Here is a 19,393-nt window from a genome sequence, read left to right as displayed (position 1 = left end):
TAACGTCGGACTCGACCCGGCTGGGGGCCGGGCCCGAGTCCTTGGGGGGATCCAGGTTGAGACGTGTCCTGAGCACGTTGCTGATCATTGCCGCGACCACGGCGCTCGCCGTGGTCCCGGCGTCGGCACAGCGGTGGGTGCAAGACCTGCCGCCTGTCGCGCAGGGGTATGCGGACCTGCGCTCACCGTTCAAGACGCTCACCGACAAAACGTGGCCGGTGGGCGCTTGGCGGGATGGTGAGAACCAGTTCCACTCGACGAAGAGCTACTTCACCGTCGACCTGAAACCATTGCGCGGCAAGCGAATTCATGACGTGCACGCATACACGTACGAGACGGCGGTGACGGACTGCGCAAAGCCGCGGTCGGTCGAGCTGTGGCAGACCGAGGTGGCCGAGCAACCCACCTGGGCACGAGCACCGAAGGAGCTCAGCCGCTTGGAGGGCACCGTCAGCGGTGAGTGCCTGGGACGGTTGTCCTGGGACATCTCCGCGGCGTTGACGCGAGCGGTCGCGACCGGCGCGGAGAAGGCGACCTTCGCACTGCGCATGGCCTCGCACCGGCAGCTCGACGTCGGCTTCGGCCGCCGCTACGCCGCCCTGTCCGTCCAGGCCGGTGTCAACACCCCGCCGAGCGCGGCGACCGACCCGCGGGTCAACGGCAAGCCTTGTGACGGCCGGGAACACCTGGTCGGCCGGGAGCCCGCCCTGCACGCGCAGGTCACCGACTCCGATCCGGCCCCGGGCTTCCAGATCCGGTACGTGGTGACCGACGTCGCCGAGCCGGCGAAGCGGCACGAGGGCATCGCCACCCACAGCGACGGCACGTACTACCTGCCGACCGGGTTCATCGAGCACGGCCACACCTACGAGTGGACCGCGCAGGGCGAGGACGGCGCCGACAAGGGCGTGCCGAGCCCACCGTGCCGCTTCACCACCGACCTGGCCGCCCCGGCGACGGCGCCGGTCGTCACGTCGGCGGACTTCCCGCAGACCGGCGCCGGTTTTCCCGGCACGATCACGTTCGACGCCGGGGGTGATCCCGATGTCGTCGCCTTCGACTACAACGGCCAGGCCACCGGGCGCGTGGCGGCCGACCAGCCCGGCGGCAAGGCCACGATCACGGTCGTCGTGCCCAGCTCCGGCGACAAGGTGCTCGACGTGCGGTCGGTGGACCGGGTCGGTCACGTGTCGAACGCCACGCGGTTCCGGTTCCAGGTGCGGCCCACGCACGTGCACGTCTTCGAACTGCCGGTCGACCACCCGATGCTCGGTCAGACGTACGCCTACACGTTCACGTCGTTCGAGCCGGACGTGACCGAGTACGTCTACTCGGTCAACAACGGCCCGGAGATCACCGTCCCCGCTCCCTGCGACCGGTGCAGCGCCGCGGTGGACATCCGCGTCACCAGCTCCCACTCGACCAGCGTGTCGGTCAGGGCGCGGACGGCTGCGGGTCACCTCACCGAGGCCGGTCACAGCTACCTGTCGACCCACCCGTCGTGGCCGTTCGTGCAGGGCGACCGGCAGGAGATCCGCATCTTCCCGCCGGAGGCGCTGGACATCGCCGAGTACCTCTACCGCGTCAACGGTGCCACCGAGGAGCTGACGGTGGCCGCGGACGCGAACGGGCAGGCCGCGGTGCAGATCGACTTCGGCGACCACCCGTTCCCGAACGTCGAGGTGCGTGGGCGGACCGCGGACGGCCTGCTCACGCAGAGCATCCAGCACTACGTGGACTAGAGCGAGAACATCGAGCCCGGGTTGAACAGGTTCTCCGGGTCCAGCGCGCGTTTGATCTCGCGGTGGACCCGGAGGCCGACCGGGCCGATCTCCTTCGCCAGCCACTCCCGCTTGATCTTGCCGATGCCGTGCTCGCCGGTGACCGTGCCGCCCAGCGCGAGCCCGACGGCCAGGATGTCGTCGAACGCCTTCTGCGCGCGGGCGAACTGGTCGGCGTCGGCAGGGTCGTAGACGATCGTCGGGTGCATGTTGCCGTCGCCCGCGTGACCGACGACGGCGATCTTGAGGCCGACCTCCTCCGCGATGTCCTCGCAGCCCTGGATCAGCTCGGCGATGCGGGTGCGCGGCACGCACACGTCGTCGGTCAGCCAGGAGCCGTAGACCTCCAGCGCGGTCAGCACCGCCCGGCGGGCGGTCAGCAGGTCGCGGCCCTCGTTGACGTCGTGGGTCGAGTAGACGAGGTCGGCCTCCGCGCAGATGGTCTCGATCTGCTGCAGCTCGTGCCTGGCCTGCTCGCCGCCGGCGTCGGACTGGCAGATCAGCAGGGCCGCGCAGCCGGGGCCGGCGCCGAGCTCGGTGCGCAGGTACTGCTCGACGGCCTCGATCGAGGTCCTGTCCATGATCTCCATCAGCGACGGCACCAGGCCCTCGCGCACGATCCGGCTGACCGCGGCACCGGCGGCGGCGGTGGTGCTGAACGCGGCGACGAGCGTGGCGGGTGCCTGCGGGAGCGGTTTCAGGGCGAGCGTGGCCTTGGTGATCACGCCGAGGGTGCCTTCCGAGCCGATGAAGAGCTTGGTGAGGTCGTACCCGGCGACGCCCTTGACCGTGCGGCGACCGGTCCGCAGCACCTCGCCGTCGGCCAGCACCACCTCCAGGCCGAGCACGGAGTCGGTGGTCACGCCGTACTTCACGCAGCACAGGCCGCCGGCGTTGGTGGAGAGGTTGCCGCCGATCGTGCACCAGTCGTAGCTGCTCGGGTCCGGTGGGTAGAACAGGCCGTGCTTCTCCACAGCGCCGCGCAGGTCGAGGTTGACGACACCCGGTTCGACCACGGCCAGCCGGTTGTCGGTGTCGATCTCGACGATCGCGTCCATCCTCGTGGTCACCAGCACCACGCAGCCCTCGATCGCGTTGGCCGCTCCGGAGAGACCGCTGCCGGCGCCGCGGGGCACGATGGGAACGCGGTGCTGCGCGCAGGCCCTCACCACGGCCTGCACCTGCTCGGTGTTCGACGGGAACACCACCGCCAGCGGGCTGCCGTGCGGCGCGAGCGGCATCATGTCGCGCCGGTAGCTGTCGGTGACGTCGGCGTCCGTGAGCACGGCGGAGCCACCCAGAGCGGACTGCAGTTCGGCGAGCAGCGTCTCCATGTGGTCCACGCTAGTCCGAACCGGCTGGCGCACTCGACGGTGAGCAGACGCGAGGGGAGTTCATCCGGTGACCGAGTGTGCTCAACCCAGATTTAGTCGACCTGACAGACCGATGTCGCCGTACCGCCGGCGCGGCACGACGTAGGCTGGTTCACCGTGGCGCACGCATTCGCCTCGCTGGAGACCGCAGGTCCGTTGGCCGTGTGGGTCATCGTCCTCAGCTTCATCTTCATCGAGTGCGCATTCATCTTCGGGTTGTTCCTGCCCGGTGACTCGCTGCTCTTCGCCGCCGGGGTGGTCCTCGCGGCACACGGCAGCGAGGTCTCGGCGTGGGCGCTTTCGGTGGTCGCCCTGATCGTGGCCGTGGTGGGCAACCAGGTCGGCTACTACATCGGCAGGCACACCGGCACGCGCGTGCTGGCCCGCAAGGACGGGAAGGTCCTGAACAGGCAGAACCTGGAGAAGGCTCGCCGGTTCCTCGACCAGCGCGGCTTCTGGGCCATCGTGCTCGCGCGCTGGCTGCCGTGGGTCCGCACGCTGGCGCCGATGATCGCCGGCGCGGCCCGCATGGACGTGAAGCGGTTCACGCTGGCCACGACCATCGGCGCGGTCGCGTGGGTGCCGACGCTGGTGCTGGCGGGCTACTACGGCGCGGGCATCCTGGAGCAGCTGCCGTGGCTCGAGACGGCGGCACTGGTCGTCAGCGTCGCGTTCTTCCTCGTTGGCACCGGGTGGGGCATCTGGCGCTACCGGCAGGAGATGCGCAAGCCGATCGACGAGACCAGCGAGGACCTGGAGCACATGGGTCAGCGCACCTCGACGAACTAGAACTCATGAAAGCGCGTGGGGCACCGGCGACCGCTGGTGCCCCACGCGCTTTCGTCACAGCACCTCTGTGATCAGCAGGTCCGCCGATCCCTTGGACGAGTTCACCATCAGCGCGTTGACGTGGTCGGTGCCGTGCAGCACGCGTTCCTCGGCCTCGGACAGCGTCCGGCCGTAGCGCAGGTGGCGGTCGATCAGCCGCTGCACCCGCACGTCCTCGTCGATGAACAGGAACCACGCCTCGTCCAGGATGATCCGGACGCGCTTCCACTTGTCGTAGTTGAGCAGCAGGTAGTTGCCCTCGGTCACGACCAGCGGCACGTCCGGGTGCACCGGCACCGCGCACGCGACCGGTTCCTCGATCTCGCGGCGGAACTCCGGCGCGTAGATCATGTCCGGCCCGCACGCCTTGATCCGGCCGAGCAGGTCGACGTATCCGGGGATGTCGAACGTGTCCGGCGCGCCCTTGCGCTCGACCAGCCGCAACCGTTCGAGCTCGCTCTGCGCGAGGTGGAACCCGTCCATCTCGACGAGCACCGCCTGGCCGTCGAGCGCCTCGACGAGCCTGCGCGCGAGTGTCGACTTTCCGGAGCCCGGCGCTCCGCCGATCCCGAGGATCTTGCGCTCACCCATGTCCGTGAGCGCTTTGGCCCGCTCTAGCAGCTCTTCGAACCTGACCTGCTGTCCTGCCACCGTGCCAGCTCCTCAACCCAGTCCCCGACCGCACCGACCCGAACGGCGGCGGCCTGCGACGCGAAGCCGATGGCCGCGATCGGGTCGGCTCCTGACGCCAGCGCGTAGGCGTACGCGCCGTGCCAGACGTCACCGGCACCGTTCGTGTCCTCCACCTGCACCGCCGCAACGGGCACCTCTCCGGTCGAGCCGTTCCACGACCAGGTCACCGGTGCGGGGCCGTTGGTGCGAACCACCAGCGGGACCCCGTACGAGTGCACCTCGGCAGCGGACCGCTCGAACCCCGAAGCACAGGCAGCCACGTCCACCAGCGGCAGCAGGTGATCGAGGACAGGTTTCCAGCTCCCGGCGTCGAGCACCACAGGCAATCCCGCCGCTTTCGCCTGTTGAGCGACGGGGATCACCAGTCCGTCGTGGTGCCCGTCCAAGAGGACCACGTCCGCGGCGGCCAGAAGATCGGACAAATCAGGCGCCTCGACGGGCACCGACGCGTTGCGCGAAACGACCGTGCGCTCCCCATCTGCGTCTCTGACGACGACCATGCTCACCGGGGTCGTGCCCTCGACGGCAGTGACTTGGACCGGTTCCAAAGCGGCACGCACGAATTCACCCAGTGCGTCGGCACCCAAGGCGGTGAGGAGCGCCGCGGACCCGCCCAGCGCGGCCACCGCCCGTGCCGCGCCGGCCGCCGGACCGCCGGGGGCGAGGTGCGCGGACAGCGACCTGACCTTCTCGCCGGGTGCGGGGAAGTCGGTCACCCGCTGGGTGACGTCGAGAGTTGTGAGGCCGACACACAGCACGGCTGCCATCAGGCCTTCCTCCAAACGGGTAAGGTCCCGGCCATGGTCACCATGCGGGATGTCGCGGCTCTCGCGGGGGTCTCCATCACCACGGTGTCACACGTGATCAACGAGACCAGGCCCGTCGCCGGAGACACGCGAGAGCGCGTTCAGAAGGCGATCGACGAGACCGGGTACACGGGTGACGCCATCGCGCGGTCGCTGGTCATGGGTGGCACGAAGTCGCTGGGCCTCGCGGTGTCGCTGGTGTCCCACCCCTACTTCGCCGAGCTGATCGCCGCCATCGAGTCGGAGGCGACGCGCTGCGGGTACTCGCTCGTGCTGATCGACACCAGGGACACCCCGGAGTCCGAGCAGACCGCGGTCAGGATGCTGCGCTCCCGGCGCGTCGACGGCCTGCTGCTGACCCCGTCGGCCGGCGCGGGCAGCCTGGTGCTGCCGGAGCTCAAGAAGCTCGGCATCCCGACCGTGCTGGTGGACCGCCTGACCGTCTCGAAGGACATCGACCAGGTCGGGCCGGAGAACGTGCAGGCCACCTCGGCCCTGGTCACGCACCTCGCCGAGCACGGGCACCGGCGGATCGGCATCGTCTGCGGCAAGTCCGGCGTGGCGACGACCGAGGAACGCATCCTCGGCTACCGCCTGGGCCTCGGCCGCGCGGGCCTGAAGTGGGACGAGGCCCTGGTCTCGCAGAGCGGCTGGCTCGCGCCGCTGCTCGACCAGGAGGACCCGGCCACCGCCGTCGTCGCCGCCGATCACCTGGTCACGGTCGGCATGCTGCACGAAGCACGCGCCCGCGGCCTGAAGCTCGGCACCGACCTCGCGGTCGTGGCCTACGACGAGGTGGAGTGGGCGACGTTGATCGAGCCGCCGCTCACGACGCTGGCCCAGCCGGTCGAGGAGATCGGCAGGACCGCCGTGAAACTGCTGCTCTCGCGCATCGCCGACCCGACGCGGGCACCGGAGACGATCCGGCTGGCGCCGTCGCTGATGCACCGGCAGTCGTGCGGATGCTGATCCCCGGCCTCGTCTCGGTGACGTTCCGGCAGCTCTCGGTCGACGAGATCGGCGAGCTGGCCCTGGACTGCGGCCTGCAGGCCGTCGAGTGGGGTGCCGACGTGCACGTTCCGCCCGGCGACTTCGCGGCGGCCCGCCGTGCGCTGGACACCGGCCTGAAGGTGGCGGCGTACGGCTCGTACTACCGCGCGGGCGTGTCGGACCGTTCGGAGCTGGCGGCGATCTTGGAAACCGCCGCGGAGCTGGACGCGCCGTTCGTCCGGGTGTGGGCGGGCACCTCGGGTTCCGCCGAGTGCGCCGACCGCGGTGCCGTGGTGGAGGCGCTGCAGCACGCCGTCGAGCACGCCGACGCGATGGGCACGCGGATCGCGTTGGAGTACCACCGCAACACGCTGACCGACACGCTCGACTCGACCGTGCGGCTGCTGGACGAGGTCGACGGCGTGGTGCCGTACTGGCAACCGAGCGGCGGCCAGGACGTGTTCTCGGCGGTGCACGAGGTCAGGACGCTGGAACCGGTGACAGCGCACGTCTTCTCGTGGGGCCCCGGCGGCTTCACCGACCGCCTGCCGTTGTCCGCACGCCGCGACCTGTGGAAACCGGTGCTCGGCGAGCTCGCGCGCGACGGCATCGAGCGCAACGCCCTGCTGGAGTTCGTGCGCGACGACTCGGTCGACCAGTTCCGCGAGGACGCCAAGACCCTGCTGAGCTACGTCGCCGCGCCGTGACGTTCGAGCAGGGCCGCCGCCTCCAGGCACATCCACCCGCCCAGCTGCACTGACAGGTCCCTGCCCTCCTCCTCGGTGGCCGTGACCGTCCACTCCGGACCGAACAGCGGCCCGCTGACCGCCATCGTCCGGTTGTGCCACGCGGCCTCCGCCGAGGTCATCACGAGCTGCCTGGCCAGCTCGGCACTGCCCGCGTGCGCGGGGTCGAGCTCGGGGATGTGCAGAGCCGCCTGCGCGAGGTAGCGGACGAGGATCCCGGCGAACAGCCCACCGTCCCCGCCACCCTGCCCGTTGATGACACCGTCGGTGGCGAGGTCGTCGTACACGGCCGTGATGGTGCGTGCCGCCTTCTCGACCCACTTGGTTGGCTGCCCGCGCTTCGCCAACTCCACGCACGCACCGATGAGAACGCCTTGGCAGTACGTGTAGATGTTCTTCTCGACGTCCCTGATGTCACCGTTGGGGTGCACGTGGAGCCCGTCCCACGCAAGGCCTTTGGGGTCGACGAGGTGGTCCTCCACCCAGTCCACGATGGACCGCGCCTTCGCGAGGTCCGTCCCTTCGTTCTGCCGGGCCAGGAAGATCGCCGCGGGCCCGTTGGCCGGCACGTTCTTGAAGTCGTCGCCGCGCTTCCACCAGATCCCACCGCCGGCGTGGTCGGTCCACCCGTCCCGCAGCTGGTTCGCGATCTGCCCGATGGCCTTGGGCTTGGCGATGCCGATGTGCTGCGCGCGCTGCAACGCCAGCCCCAGCCACGCGACGTCGTCGTAGTAGTCGTTGGTCCAGCTGCTGACGTTCCGCACGCGAATACCGCGGAGGACCCTGATGATCGCCTGCTTGCGCGCCTCGACGGGCCCGCGCTCGTACCCGTCGATCATGCAGTCGAGCAGGTGCGCCTGCCACCAGTAGTTGAACGGCGCGAAGACCTTGTCCCCGAACCTCGGCGGCCACCCACAGGCCCCGAGACTCGTCCCGGGCACCCCCCAGACCCGGCGCAGGTGCCTCGAATGCACCGCACGCTCCGCAACACCCGCACGAGCGGCCAGCAGCTTCGCGATCACCACCAGCCCATCGTGCTTTCTGGAACGATCAAGAAGCTCGGTGAACCACCCAGTGGTACAGCCCCATGGCCACAGAAGTTGTCAGGTTGTAACTGCTGACCTTCTCCCGCATGGGCAGCCGGACGATCCGGGTGGCCTTGTTCCTGACCTCTTCGGACAGGCCGTGGCGCTCGGAGCCGAACGCGAGGACGGCGCTGTCGGGGATGGGGCCGGTGAGCGGCTCGCCGTCGGCGTCGAAGGCGATGAGGTCTGCGGCGAAGTCGAGGCTGGTCGCCCTGGCGACGGGGAGCGCGAAGTGGAGGCCGGCGGAACCGCGGAGCACGGTGGGGTGCCAGGGGTCGACGTCGCCGGTGGAGAGGACCCCGCCCGCGTCGAGGCCGGCGGCGACGCGGATGGTGGCGCCGAAGTTGCCGAGGTTGCGGGGGTTGTCGAGGAGGACGACGGGGGCGTTGCGGTCGAAGGGGAGGTCGGGGCGTTCCGCGAAGCCCGCTACGCCGGTCGGGTGGGTGCGGCCGACGCGGCGGACGAACTCCTGTTGAGCCACCTCGGTCGCCCGTGCGTACACCTCAACGAGGTCAGGAGCATGGGTCCGCGCCAAGTTCACGGTCGCCGCCAGGTTCGTGGTGAGCAGCGGCGACACCACCGCACCAAAGCGAAGAGCGTGCTTGACTGGATGAAAGCCTTCGAGCAGCACGCGACTCCTCCACGAAACGTCAACTCGACACTACTTACCGCAATAAACCGCTGCGTTGCCGAACAATGGTTGCACCGTTGCACTAACGAGACAGCCCCGGAGCGCGACATCTCAGGTGAACCGGTAGTGTCCGTGCCTTCCCGTCCATTGCACAGAAAGATCGATCGATGAGCCACATCGGCGGCGACGAGGTCAGCGGCGACAAGTAGTCGCGCGACCACGCACTCGGCGGCGTCGCCTGGTCGGGACGCCTCCGCTATTTCAGGTCGAGACGCATGCCGATGATGCGATTTGGTTTCACGTTGAGCGCCCGGAACTCGACCTCCAGCTGGCCGTTGCCGCGGCGCTCTTCCAGGCTGTAGTCCGGCTCCTCCTCCGGGACGAATCCGAGCGGACCGCACGTCGCGTCGGTCCCCGGCGGCAGGACGACGGTGTAGGCCAGCTCTTCCAGGTGCCGGGAAGCGACGTAGCGGAAGTCGTCGGGAGCACCGTCCTTCATCAGTGGACGGCACTTGCCCGGCCAGTCCACCACGACCACGACGTTGAAACGCTTGCCGCGGGAAAGCGGCTTCGGGAAGTGCACGAGCACCTCCAACCGCCCCGACGGCAACCACACCGTGGTGAGCTCCGCTTGCGCCCCGGGCACACCCTCCAGCTCGATCCCGCGCACGTGCACGCGCACGTTGTTCCGGTATTTCTTGGGCTGGTTCCACCCCGCACCGACCCGAATCCGGTAATAGCTCAACTTGAACGATTTCACCGCGCCGGACGCGGACATCACCTGGCGGACATCGCCCTGCGGGTTGATGTCGGTGTGCTGTTCCCACCTGATCAACCGCCAGGAGCTCTGCATCTGGTCGGACAACACTTCGCAGTACCGGACCAACAACTTCTGGTCCACCTCGGCGCGTCGTCGACTTGAGGACCTCCCGGCGATCACCAGCGTCGTCAGTCCCGCCACTCCGACCAGCACCGCAGCGACCGAGATGGACTCGGCGCTTTCCAGCGCGAACACCAGACCGAAAACACCACACACCGAAAGAATTCCGAACCCGACTTCCGCCGCACCCACGAAACCCACATCGGCGAGGTATTCGTCGAGCCAGTCCAGGAAACGCTGCACACGAACCCCCTCACCTTTGAAGATCAGCCGAGTTTAGGTCGGTGCGGTATGCGGCGCGCAAGGTTGGTACATACAGGTGAAAGGTGCGCTAGTGAATGCTGACTCCACGTACGGCACGCCGGCCCGCGCAGAACCCGATCCACGACACCACCACAACGGCCCCGAGCACCAGCTGCACCACCGTAGCCGCGCTCTCCGGGTACCAGACCCCGTCGATGTAGTGGTCGATGAACCCGGTCTCCAGCACCGGTATCCCCGCCTGCGCGCGGAAGTGGTTCTCCCAGGTCGTGAGGGGGCAGACGGTCGGCACGGCGAGGCTCAGCACCGCCCAGGCGGCGAGGGCCAGGTGCGGGTGGATGAGGCGGCGCCAGCGCCACGCGAGGAAGCCGCCGGCCAGCAGGAACGCCAGCACGGCGAAGTGCAGCAGCATGACGGCTTCCGCCAGGAGCCTCGCCATTCGCACCACCCCGTCCTCCAGACTAGGACGGGGTAGCTCGAACCGCGCTCGATGAAACCGATCAGCTGCTCAGGCGAGACCCAGGTCGTCCAGGTCCAGCAGGTAGCGGTACTGCAGGCCCTCGGCCTCGATGGCCTCGCGGGCGCCCGTGCCGCGGTCGACGACGGTGGCGACGCCCACGACCTCGGCGCCGGCCTCGCGCAGGGCGGTGACGGCGGTGAGGACGGAGCCGCCGGTCGTGGAGGTGTCCTCGACGGCCAGGACGCGCTGGCCGCGGACCTCGATGCCCTCGATCTGGCGCTGCATGCCGTGCGCCTTGGCGGCCTTGCGGACGACGAACACGTCCAGCACGTCACCGGCGACCGCGGCGGAGTGCATCATCGCGTAGGCCACGGGGTCGGCACCGAGCGTGAGACCGCCGACGGCGACGAAGTTCCAGTCGCTGGTGAGCTGGCGGAGCAGCTTGCCGATCAACGGCGCCGCCGCGTGGTGCAGCGTGGCACGGCGCAGGTCGACGTAGTAGTCGGCTTCCTTGCCGCTCGAGAGGGTCACCTTGCCGTGCACCACGGCCAATTCGCTCACCAAGCGGGCGAGTTCCGACTTCGCGTTCGCGTCCAAGACCTGTTCAGTTCGCACGGGTCGCAAGCTTCGCACACGCGACGCCGCCACGCCGCATACCCTGCATCACCGTGAACCTGTTGAGCGCGGACACCTTCGTCGTGGACCAGCCGTGGACACCGATGCGGTTGATGCTCGGGTCGAAGTACCTCGCAGACGCCTACGACGGACACGACGTGCTGCTCGGCTCGGTCCGCGAGACCCGCCGCGGCTTCCTCACCGCCCGCCTGCGCAACCTCAGCCTGTCCCGCTGGACGCCGTTCAGCCTGCAGGTCCTGTCGCCGACCGGCCAGCCGGTGCTCGTGGTGACCAAGTCGGCGGGCATCGGCAAGCGCCCGACCAAGGTGGCCTGGCCGAACGGCCAGCCGGTCGGCTCGATCGTGCCGCAGCCGGGCCGGTACGCGCTGCTCGACGTGAACGGCACGCAGCTCTGCCTGCTCGGCGACGTGATCCAGCTCCACATCGGGCAGATCAAGAAGCGCAACGGCAAGCGGGTGCGCCGGGACGTCGTCCAGGTGCGCCCCGGCACCTCGGAACCCGTGCGGTCGCTCGCGGTGGCGGCGGCGGTGGCGTTCGACATCGTCCGCGGCGTCGGCACGAACCACTTGAGCAGCGATGCGTCCGGGTTCCTGCCCGGGGAGTGACCGCTAGATCAAGATCCCGATGACCATGCCCAGCACTCCGATGACGACACCGACGACGACACCGACCAGCGCGATGACCACACCGCTGCGAGCCGGGTCGGCGAGGAACGGGCGGGCGAACCTGCCTTGGTGCAGCCACTCGACCATGCGCTCGTACCGCGACTTAGGCATCGTCACGGTCGCTCGATCGAGCAGGACCGCGGCGGTCGACAGCGTGCTCAACCCGGTCGCCAACAACAAGAGCGGGAACATCCAGAAGAACGACGAAGCCACCATCGCGCCCGCCATCTCACCGATCAACCGCGCCCTGTCCGCGCCTGGGGCTTCGATCCGTGGCTCGAACACCACTTCGACGACGATGAGCGGCAGCGGAGCCAGGACCGCCATGATTATCAGCTTGGCGTAACCCCAACGCTCACCCCTCCTGTTCGGTCGCGCCAGATGCCCGATCGCTTCCTCGGCAGCGGGCACTACGCGCTCCTCAGCCCCGTCCGCCTCGACTTGCACCCTGTACGCGGCACGACGACCGAGTACGGAGATCCGGTCGCCGATGTCGATCAGCACGCGGTCGGTTCCTGAGGTGAGCTCGACGCGCACATGGCGCACCCGGCGACCGCGTTCCCGCACCAGGTCCGCCAGTTCCGGCCAGCTCTGCCCGACGAGCTCGCGGTTGATCGTGAGGGTGGCCAGTGGTCTCACCTCGCGACTACGCAAGTCCCGGTAGGAATGCTGCCAGCACTCGGTCACCTCACCCCCGAGTGCCCTGCGCACCGCCGCCACAAGGCTGGTCAGCTCACTTTCTCGCACGTGACCCGTCTTGAGGTCCGCGACGATCGATACCGAGTTCACCGACAGTCCCTCCGCGCTCAGCGTGTCCTTGGCTATCTGACGCCTCCGGGACCTCGTTACGTGCAAAACGAAAGCCGCCCCCCACGAGGGAGGCGGCTTCGGTCGAACACCAGAACGACCTACCAGGCGTCTTCCTTGAACACCGACGGACCGTCCTCGTCGTCGTCACCACGCGCGGGCCGGACCGGCGGCGTCGGCCGCGACGGGTTGCCCGACTCGATGATGTCGTCGATGTCCTGGCCCTCCTGGATGGCCGTGTAGGCGCGCTGCAGGTCCGGAACGCCCGTGGCGAGCGCCTTCTGCACGCCCTCGTCCATCACGCGGCCGGCTGCGATGTCCTGCCAGCTGAACTCGCCGGAGTCGATGCGCTGCTGGAGGTCCTTGAACTCCTTGGGCGCGTTCGGGCTCTTGGCGTACCGCTCGATCGCCGCCAGGTCCTGTTCCGTCACGCCACGCGAGCGCGGCTGGAACTGGGCGGCTTCGCGGCCGGTCTTCTCCACCGCGGCCGTCGTGGCGTCGAAACCGTCGACGAGCGCCTGCAGCCGGGCCTGGTCGTAGGGGAACGTCACTGCTCTCCACCGCCCTGACCGCCCGAGCCGGCACCCGCTGAGCTGGAGCCCGCTGAGCTCGAACCCGCCGCGGACGAGCTGCTCGACGCCGCACCGGCCTGGCTGCTCGTGTCGTAGCGGGTGGTGGCCTTGCCGACGTCCTTGTTCAGCTTGTAGCCGTTGTAGGCGATGCTCATCGCGCCGGACTTGGCGGCCTTGGCGCCGTCGTCGAACTTCTCCTTGCCGTCCTGGTAGCCGTCGACCACGTCGAGGAGGTCGCCGACGTCGCGGACGTCCTTCAGCTTCATGAGCGCGGTGCCCATGGCCTTGATGCCGTCGATCATGCCCTGGACGCCCTCGATCAGCGTCTGGACCGCAATGATGATCTTGCGGATGCGGTCGACGATCTGGATGCAGTCGTAGACGACCCACACGGCCTTGCCCCAGCCGACGACCGGGATCGGGGCGAGGATCACCGCTTCCATCAGCTTCTGGCACAGGTAGTCGAGCAGCGACAGGGCGAGGCCCGTCAGGGTGCGGCAGGTGTTCGCCATCGACTTGAACTTGTCGCCGATGATCCTGGCGACCTGGGAGTCCGCCTCGATCGCGATGACCCACATGGTGTCCATGCGGCGTTCGAAGCCCTGGGCGGCGGAGCCGTTCCAGTGCGGGTTCAGCTGGTCGGCGCCGGCGTCGACGTTGTGCCGCACCGAGTCGAGCGCCTTCGAGACGTTGTCCCAGGCCCGCGCGTTGGCGTCGATCTTCTCGAAGTCGCCGAGCAGGGGGTTGATCAGGGACTCGACCAGGTTCTCGCCGGTGACCTTCTCGTAGATCCAGTTGACGCCCTGGATCTTCCAGCCGGCCTTCTCGATGAGCTCCTTGGTGGACTGCCTGCCGGGGCGGTCCTCGGGTGCCTTGTTGAGCGCGACCGAGGGGTCCTCGACGTCCGCGTACGCCGTCGCCATCAGTTACCCCCGACCTGCGGTGCCTTCTGGGCACCCGAAAGCTTGTTCTGGACACCGTCGAAGATCTTCAGGCCGATGGTGTCGGCCTTCTCGTAGTGCTCCGCGGTCTTCCGCAACGCCTCGGAGTCCTTGAGCATCATCTTGTTGGCGAAGTCCAACGTCTCCCCGTACAGGTTCGCGACGCCGGTCACGACGGGGTGCAGCAACGACAGCAGGCCGGTGAACCCGCTGGTGTCACCGCCCTTGGAGATCGCGTGGTCCTTGATGGTCACGAAGTGCTGGGCGTTGCGGTCCAGCAGCTCGCTGTACCCGCGCAGCTCCTCTGGCACGACGTGGAACTGTTCACTCACGACTGCTCCGACGCACAGTTGGGCCGAATGGTTCCGGTCAGGTTCGTCCGCGTCCGCCGGCGAAGCGGGACGCCATCTTGCGGACCAGGGCGCGCGGCAGCAGCTTGGTGAGCCCCACGATGGTCTTGTACTGGGTGCCGGGGATCGACAGCACCTTGCCGCGGCGCAGGTCTCGCAACGCCTCGTGGACCAGCCGGTCGGCGTCGACGTACAGCCAGTTCGGCGTCTTGGACATGTCGATGGCGGCGCGCTTGTGGAACTCGGTCCGCACGAAACCAGGACAGAGCGCCATGATCCGGACACCGGAACCGCCGACGGCGAGCGACATGCCCTCGGAGAACGACGTCACCCACGCCTTGTCGGCGCTGTAGCTGGTGCCGCGGCCGGGCAGGAAGCTGGCCACACTGGACACGTTGATCACGTCGCCCTTGCCGCGCGCCATCATCACGGGGATCGCGGCCCTGCTCAGCCGCAGCACGGTGGCGACGTTGACGTCCAGCTGGGCTTGGAGCTTCTCCACGTCCGCGGCGAAGAACTCGCCGGAGCTCGCGAAGCCCGCGTTGTTGACCAGCACGTCCACAGCGGACTCGGCGAGGCGTGCCTCCACCTTGGCGCGGTCGGTGTGGTCGCTCAGATCGGCGGGCAACGTGTCGACGTGCACGCCGTGGCGGTCGTGCAACTGCTGCGCGAGCTCTTCCAGTGCGGACGCGGTGCGTGCGACCAGGACGAGGTCGTACCCCTCGGCGGCGAGCCTGCGCGCGAAGGCGGCTCCGATCCCGACGGTTGCTCCGGTCACCAGTGCGGTTGGCATGCCACCGCACGCTAGTCGGAAAACCGCCGGGGTCGAAGCACGCCGACAACTGCGCTCTGCTCTTCGCCGCCGAACAACATCCACCTGACCGACGCACCCGTGTTGCCCAACGTCACAACGGACGCGGTACCTGCCACGGCAACGGGCAGGACTACGGCGTGACATAGGTCACACCTGCCTGTTACGTCTGCTTGCGTCCGAACGACGGCCGGTAGACCTCGCCGCCTTCGTCCTCCGGATCGGCGGCGGGCTCGTCCTCGGACGGGTCAGCGTCGAACGGGTCGATCACGTCCGCGAGCTCGCCCACGTCCCGCAGCAGCCGCTCCAGGCGAGCGGGCGACGAGTTGGGCGGCGCGGAGGCCAGCACCCAGTCGTTCTCCAGCCAGACGACCGTGACGTCGCCACCGATCTCCTCAGCGGCGTCGATCAGGTCCGGCGTGATCAGCTTGCGGGCGGCGGGCACGTCCGTGACGAACGCGTACCGCGACCCGACCGGGCCGAGCAGGTCGGGCATCTTGTCGCGCTGGAACGGCACCGTCGAGAGCCACAGCTCGATGACCACCGACAACGCGCGCCGGCAGCGCACGCCGACCAGCACGGAGTTGACCTTGCCACCGGTCTCGTGGTCGAGCACGTAGACCTGCCGCCTGCCGTCCGCGGTGAACGTGGAGCCCGCGACGACGTCACGGGCGAGGCCCGTGCCGTAGTACGCGATGGCGCCCGCTTCCCAGCGTGTCGGCAGCACGTGGTCTGTCTCTTCGAACTGCCAGCCGCGCAGGGCAGCCCAACGGCGCCGTTCACGATTACGCGCGGTTCGTTGCGCCCGGTCGGTCGCGAGCAGGGCGAACCCCGCCACGCCCGCCACCGCGGCGACGGTGAACCAGACCCACGCCGGTATGCCACCCACAGCTGAAGCGTAGTGGGTCGAGCGCGTGGAACGAAGATCACTTCCGCGCGTCGCGTCCCGCGACCGCAGTTTCCACGCGGTCGGCGGTGCGTGATCGTCCCGTTTGGAGCATCTTCAAGCCCCCGGACGTGGACTACCGCGGCACGACGACGACCTGGTCCGCGTCCTCGTAGACGACGCGGCCGGGATCGTCGGACTCCACCCGGCGCCACCGCACGCCGTGCGCGTCGAGGATCGCCAGGTAACCGTCGACCCGGTCGACCAGGTGCGTCGCCTCGACCTTGAACCACGCGGCGGCGCCGGGGTTCACCTCCCGGTCGTACACGGTCGGGTCGACCGTCGACGGGTCGGTGTAGGCCGCGTTGTACCAAGCGTGGTTGACGCGGCAGAACTCCTCCTGCTCCGCGGTCAGCCTGCCGGCCCTGCGCAGGCCGTTCACCAGCCCGAAGACACCTGACCAGGTGCCTCGCGGCGTCGGTTCGACCGCCTGGAAGCGCACGTAACGAAGATCCCCCACGGCGAGCCAACCTACCGACCGCCGCAGGGGATCCGGAACCTCAGACCTCGCGGCCCACGATCAGGCCGGTCTGGTCGTCCAGCACGTCGACCCGCACGGTGTCGCCGTCGCGCACCTCGCCGGCCAGCAGCTCCTTCGCCAGCTGGTCGCCGATCGCCGACTGCACCAGCCTGCGCAACGGCCGCGCGCCGTACACCGGGTCGAAACCGTTCAGCGCCAGCCAGTCGCGCGCCGCGGTGGTGACCTCCAGCGTCAGCCTGCGCGCCGCCAGACGGGTGCCCAGGCGCTCGATCTGGATGTCCACGATGGACGTGAGCTCCTCGGTGGCGAGCGCGTGGAACACCACCACGTCGTCCAGCCGGTTCAGGAACTCCGGCTTGAAGTGGCGCTGCACCACCGACATGACGGCGTCCTTGCGCTCGACCTCGGTGAGCGACGGGTTCACGATGGTCTGCGAGCCCAGGTTCGAGGTGAGCACCAGGATCGTGTTGCGGAAGTCCACGGTCCGGCCCTGGCCGTCGGTCAGGCGGCCGTCGTCGAGGACCTGCAGCAGCACGTCGAACACGTCCGGGTGCGCCTTCTCGACCTCGTCCAGCAGCACGACCGAGTACGGCCGGCGGCGGACCGACTCGGTGAGCTGGCCACCCTGGTCGTAGCCGACGTAGCCGGGGGGCGCGCCGACCAGGCGGGCCACCGAGTGCTTCTCGGAGTACTCGCTCATGTCGATGCGGATCATCGCCCGTTCGTCGTCGAACAGGAACGACGCCAGCGCCTTCGCCAGCTCGGTCTTGCCGACGCCGGTGGGGCCGAGGAACAGGAACGAGCCGGTCGGGCGGTCCGGGTCGGCGACACCGGCGCGCGTCCTGCGCACCGCGTCCGACACGACCCGCACGGCCTCGGCCTGCCCGACGACGCGGCGGGTGAGCTCGTCCTCCATCCGCAGCAGCTTCGCCGTCTCGCCTTCCAGCAGCCGACCTGCCGGGATGCCGGTCCAGGCGGAGACGACGTCGGCGACGTCGTCGGGGCCGACCTCCTCCTTGAGCATCGCGGACTCCTGGGTGGACGCCTCGGCGGCGGCCTGCAGCTCCTTCTCCAGCGCGGGGATCCGGCCGTAGCGCAGCTCCGCGGCCCGGCCGAGGTCGCCGTCGCGCTCGGCGCGTTCCGACTCGCCGCGCAACGACTCCAGCTGCTCCTTGAGCGTGCGGACCTTGTCGATCGAGCCCTTCTCGTTCTGCCAGCGGGCGGTCAGCGCGGACAGCTCCTCGCGCTTCTCGGCCAGCTCGGCGCGCAGGGCGGAGAGCCGTTCGAGCGAGGCGGCGTCGGACTCCTTGGCGAGCGCCATCTCCTCGATCTCCAGGCGGCGGACCGCCCGTTCGACCGTGTCGATCTCCACCGGCCGCGAGTCGATCTCCATGCGCAACCGGGACGCGGCCTCGTCGACGAGGTCGATGGCCTTGTCCGGCAGGAAGCGCGCGGTGATGTAGCGGTCCGACATCGTGGCGGCGGCGACGAGGGCGGCGTCGGTGATGCGCACGCCGTGGTGCACCTCGTAGCGCTCCTTGAGGCCGCGCAGGATGCCGACGGTGTCCTCGACCGAGGGCTCGCCGACCAGCACCTGCTGGAAGCGCCGCTCCAGGGCGGCGTCCTTCTCGATGTGCTCGCGGTACTCGTCGAGGGTCGTGGCACCGACCATCCGCAGCTCGCCGCGCGCCAGCATGGGCTTGATCATGTTGCCGGCGTCCATGGCGGACTCGCCGGTCGCGCCGGCGCCGACGATCGTGTGCAGCTCGTCGATGAACGTGATGACCTGGCCGGCCGAGTCGGTGATCTCCTTGAGGACGGCCTTGAGCCGCTCCTCGAACTCACCGCGGTACTTGGCGCCCGCGACCATCGAGCCGAGGTCGAGCGACACCACCCGCTTGCCGCGCAGTGACTCCGGCACGTCACCGGCCACCACGCGCTGGGCCAGGCCCTCGACGATGGCGGTCTTGCCGACACCGGGCTCGCCGATCAGCACCGGGTTGTTCTTGGTGCGCCGCGACAGCACCTGCACGACCCGGCGGATCTCGGAGTCACGGCCGATCACGGGGTCGAGCTCGCCCTTGCGCGCGCGTTCGGTCAGGTCGACGCCGTACTTCTCCAGCGCCTTGTAGGTGCCCTCGGGGTCGGGCGAGGTGACCCGCGCCGAACCGCGGACCTTCGTGAAGGCCTCGGTCAGCGCCTCCGGCGTCGCGCCGTGCCGTCGCAGCAGGTCGGCCACCTGGCCACCGTGCTGCGCGAGCCCCACGAGCAGGTGCTCGGTGGAGACGTACTCGTCGCCCATCTCGGTGGCGAGCTCCTGGGCCCTGCCGAGCACGCGCACGGCGTCCCGCGAGAGCTGCGGCGCGGAGACCGTCGATCCGGAGGCGCTGGGCAGGGCGCGGGAGAGCTGCTCCAGCTCCTTGCGCACCAGCGTCGGGTCGGCGCCCACCGCGGAGAGCAACGGCGCGGTCAACCCGTCCGTCTGCGCCAGCAGGGCGCCGAGCAGGTGCACCGAACCCGTGTCGGGGTTGCCGTTGAGCGTCGCTGCCTGCACGGCTGCCGAAACAGCCTGCTGGGTCTTGGTCGTCGGGTTGAAAGCGTCCATTCCTCCACCTCGTGGTCAGCCTTGAGCATGGACCATCATCCCGCA

At 69.1% G+C, this 19,393-nt stretch carries 21 protein-coding genes; 5 read left to right on the top strand and 16 right to left on the bottom strand.

The window, feature by feature from the left end; genetic code table 11:
- The first annotated feature begins 56 nt into the window (after window positions 1-56).
- Window positions 57-1,742: a hypothetical protein gene (locus tag BBK82_RS15590; protein WP_154697337.1), complete on the top strand. Its 1,686-nt coding sequence runs from the start codon at window positions 57-59 to the stop codon at window positions 1,740-1,742.
- Here the strand turns inward: BBK82_RS15590 and BBK82_RS15585 are convergent.
- The gene (locus BBK82_RS15585) at window positions 1,739-3,115 is read right to left on the bottom strand and encodes an FAD-binding oxidoreductase (RefSeq protein WP_065915666.1); all 1,377 of its coding nucleotides are present in this window, start codon (window positions 3,113-3,115) and stop codon (window positions 1,739-1,741) included. The genes BBK82_RS15590 and BBK82_RS15585 overlap by 4 nt on opposite strands.
- A 156-nt stretch (window positions 3,116-3,271) precedes the next feature.
- Between BBK82_RS15585 and BBK82_RS15580 the strand changes: the two genes are divergently transcribed.
- Window positions 3,272-3,943: a DedA family protein gene (locus tag BBK82_RS15580; protein WP_065915665.1), complete on the top strand. Its 672-nt coding sequence runs from the start codon at window positions 3,272-3,274 to the stop codon at window positions 3,941-3,943.
- Window positions 3,944-3,997: 54 nt separating this feature from the next.
- On the opposite strand, the gene BBK82_RS15575 is transcribed toward BBK82_RS15580, so the two are convergent.
- Together BBK82_RS15575 and BBK82_RS15570 are read right to left on the bottom strand one after the other, a co-directional pair.
- A complete protein-coding gene (locus tag BBK82_RS15575; RefSeq protein WP_237048396.1) occupies window positions 3,998-4,573 on the bottom strand; it encodes a nucleoside/nucleotide kinase family protein in 576 nt (191 codons plus the stop codon).
- Between the two features lie 23 nt (window positions 4,574-4,596).
- On the bottom strand, window positions 4,597-5,442 hold the full coding sequence (locus BBK82_RS15570) for a PfkB family carbohydrate kinase (RefSeq protein ID WP_065915663.1): 846 nt from the start codon (window positions 5,440-5,442) through the stop codon (window positions 4,597-4,599).
- 33 nt (window positions 5,443-5,475) lie between these two features.
- Here BBK82_RS15570 and BBK82_RS15565 point away from each other — a divergent pair, with 33 nt between their 5' ends.
- Together BBK82_RS15565 and BBK82_RS15560 are read left to right on the top strand one after the other, a co-directional pair.
- Entirely contained in the window at window positions 5,476-6,450 is a 975-nt protein-coding gene (locus tag BBK82_RS15565; RefSeq protein WP_065915662.1) for a LacI family DNA-binding transcriptional regulator, read from the top strand.
- The gene (locus tag BBK82_RS15560) at window positions 6,444-7,178 is read left to right on the top strand and encodes a sugar phosphate isomerase/epimerase family protein (RefSeq protein WP_065921095.1); all 735 of its coding nucleotides are present in this window, start codon (window positions 6,444-6,446) and stop codon (window positions 7,176-7,178) included. Before BBK82_RS15565 ends, BBK82_RS15560 begins: the two co-directional genes overlap by 7 nt.
- Here BBK82_RS15560 and BBK82_RS15555 read toward each other — a convergent pair.
- From BBK82_RS15555 to pyrE, 5 genes are all read right to left on the bottom strand, one after another.
- Window positions 7,160-8,242: a glycoside hydrolase family 76 protein gene (locus BBK82_RS15555; protein WP_154697336.1), complete on the bottom strand. Its 1,083-nt coding sequence runs from the start codon at window positions 8,240-8,242 to the stop codon at window positions 7,160-7,162. The two genes, BBK82_RS15560 and BBK82_RS15555, sit on opposite strands and share 19 nt — an antisense overlap.
- A gap of 25 nt (window positions 8,243-8,267) precedes the next feature.
- Window positions 8,268-8,879 carry a TrmH family RNA methyltransferase gene (locus BBK82_RS15550; protein WP_237048208.1) on the bottom strand — a complete coding sequence of 204 codons (612 nt, stop codon included), beginning with the start codon at window positions 8,877-8,879 and terminating at the stop codon, window positions 8,268-8,270.
- A 310-nt stretch (window positions 8,880-9,189) separates the two neighbouring features.
- Window positions 9,190-10,056, bottom strand: coding sequence for a hypothetical protein (locus tag BBK82_RS15545; protein WP_065915660.1), 867 nt, complete (start codon window positions 10,054-10,056; stop codon window positions 9,190-9,192).
- Window positions 10,057-10,144: 88 nt separating this feature from the next.
- Window positions 10,145-10,513: a DUF2784 domain-containing protein gene (locus BBK82_RS15540; RefSeq protein WP_065915659.1), complete on the bottom strand. Its 369-nt coding sequence runs from the start codon at window positions 10,511-10,513 to the stop codon at window positions 10,145-10,147.
- Between the two features lie 69 nt (window positions 10,514-10,582).
- Entirely contained in the window at window positions 10,583-11,131 is a 549-nt protein-coding gene (gene pyrE / locus BBK82_RS15535) for an orotate phosphoribosyltransferase (RefSeq protein WP_065915658.1), read from the bottom strand.
- A 71-nt stretch (window positions 11,132-11,202) separates the two neighbouring features.
- Between pyrE and BBK82_RS15530 the strand changes: the two genes are divergently transcribed.
- Window positions 11,203-11,775 (top strand): hypothetical protein, encoded by a 573-nt coding sequence (locus BBK82_RS15530; RefSeq protein WP_065915657.1) that lies wholly within the window; start codon window positions 11,203-11,205, stop codon window positions 11,773-11,775.
- A 3-nt stretch (window positions 11,776-11,778) separates the two neighbouring features.
- Here BBK82_RS15530 and BBK82_RS15525 read toward each other — a convergent pair whose 3' ends face one another.
- From BBK82_RS15525 to clpB, 8 genes are all read right to left on the bottom strand, one after another.
- Complete coding sequence (locus tag BBK82_RS15525; RefSeq protein ID WP_154697334.1) at window positions 11,779-12,474, bottom strand: hypothetical protein; 696 nt, start codon at window positions 12,472-12,474, stop codon at window positions 11,779-11,781.
- A 269-nt stretch (window positions 12,475-12,743) separates the two neighbouring features.
- Entirely contained in the window at window positions 12,744-13,193 is a 450-nt protein-coding gene (locus BBK82_RS15520) for a hypothetical protein (protein WP_065915655.1), read from the bottom strand.
- A complete protein-coding gene (locus BBK82_RS15515) occupies window positions 13,190-14,137 on the bottom strand; it encodes a WXG100 family type VII secretion target (RefSeq protein ID WP_065915654.1) in 948 nt (315 codons plus the stop codon). Before BBK82_RS15515 ends, BBK82_RS15520 begins: the two co-directional genes overlap by 4 nt.
- A complete protein-coding gene (locus BBK82_RS15510) occupies window positions 14,137-14,487 on the bottom strand; it encodes a hypothetical protein (RefSeq protein WP_065915653.1) in 351 nt (116 codons plus the stop codon). The genes BBK82_RS15515 and BBK82_RS15510 overlap by 1 nt, the downstream gene beginning before the upstream one ends.
- Window positions 14,488-14,524: 37 nt before the next feature.
- A complete protein-coding gene (locus tag BBK82_RS15505) occupies window positions 14,525-15,298 on the bottom strand; it encodes an SDR family NAD(P)-dependent oxidoreductase (RefSeq protein ID WP_065915652.1) in 774 nt (257 codons plus the stop codon).
- A 181-nt stretch (window positions 15,299-15,479) separates the two neighbouring features.
- The gene (locus BBK82_RS15500) at window positions 15,480-16,196 is read right to left on the bottom strand and encodes a type III secretion system chaperone family protein (protein WP_065921093.1); all 717 of its coding nucleotides are present in this window, start codon (window positions 16,194-16,196) and stop codon (window positions 15,480-15,482) included.
- Between the two features lie 142 nt (window positions 16,197-16,338).
- Window positions 16,339-16,722 (bottom strand): hypothetical protein, encoded by a 384-nt coding sequence (locus BBK82_RS15495; protein ID WP_065915651.1) that lies wholly within the window; start codon window positions 16,720-16,722, stop codon window positions 16,339-16,341.
- A 40-nt stretch (window positions 16,723-16,762) separates the two neighbouring features.
- On the bottom strand, window positions 16,763-19,348 hold the full coding sequence (gene clpB, locus BBK82_RS15490) for an ATP-dependent chaperone ClpB (RefSeq protein WP_065915650.1): 2,586 nt from the start codon (window positions 19,346-19,348) through the stop codon (window positions 16,763-16,765).
- Between the last annotated feature and the right edge of the window lie 45 nt (window positions 19,349-19,393).

The sequence above is a fragment of the Lentzea guizhouensis genome (genome assembly GCF_001701025.1).
Taxonomy (GTDB): Bacteria; Actinomycetota; Actinomycetes; order Mycobacteriales; family Pseudonocardiaceae; genus Lentzea; species Lentzea guizhouensis.
This window is presented reverse-complemented; position numbering and strand designations above follow the sequence as displayed.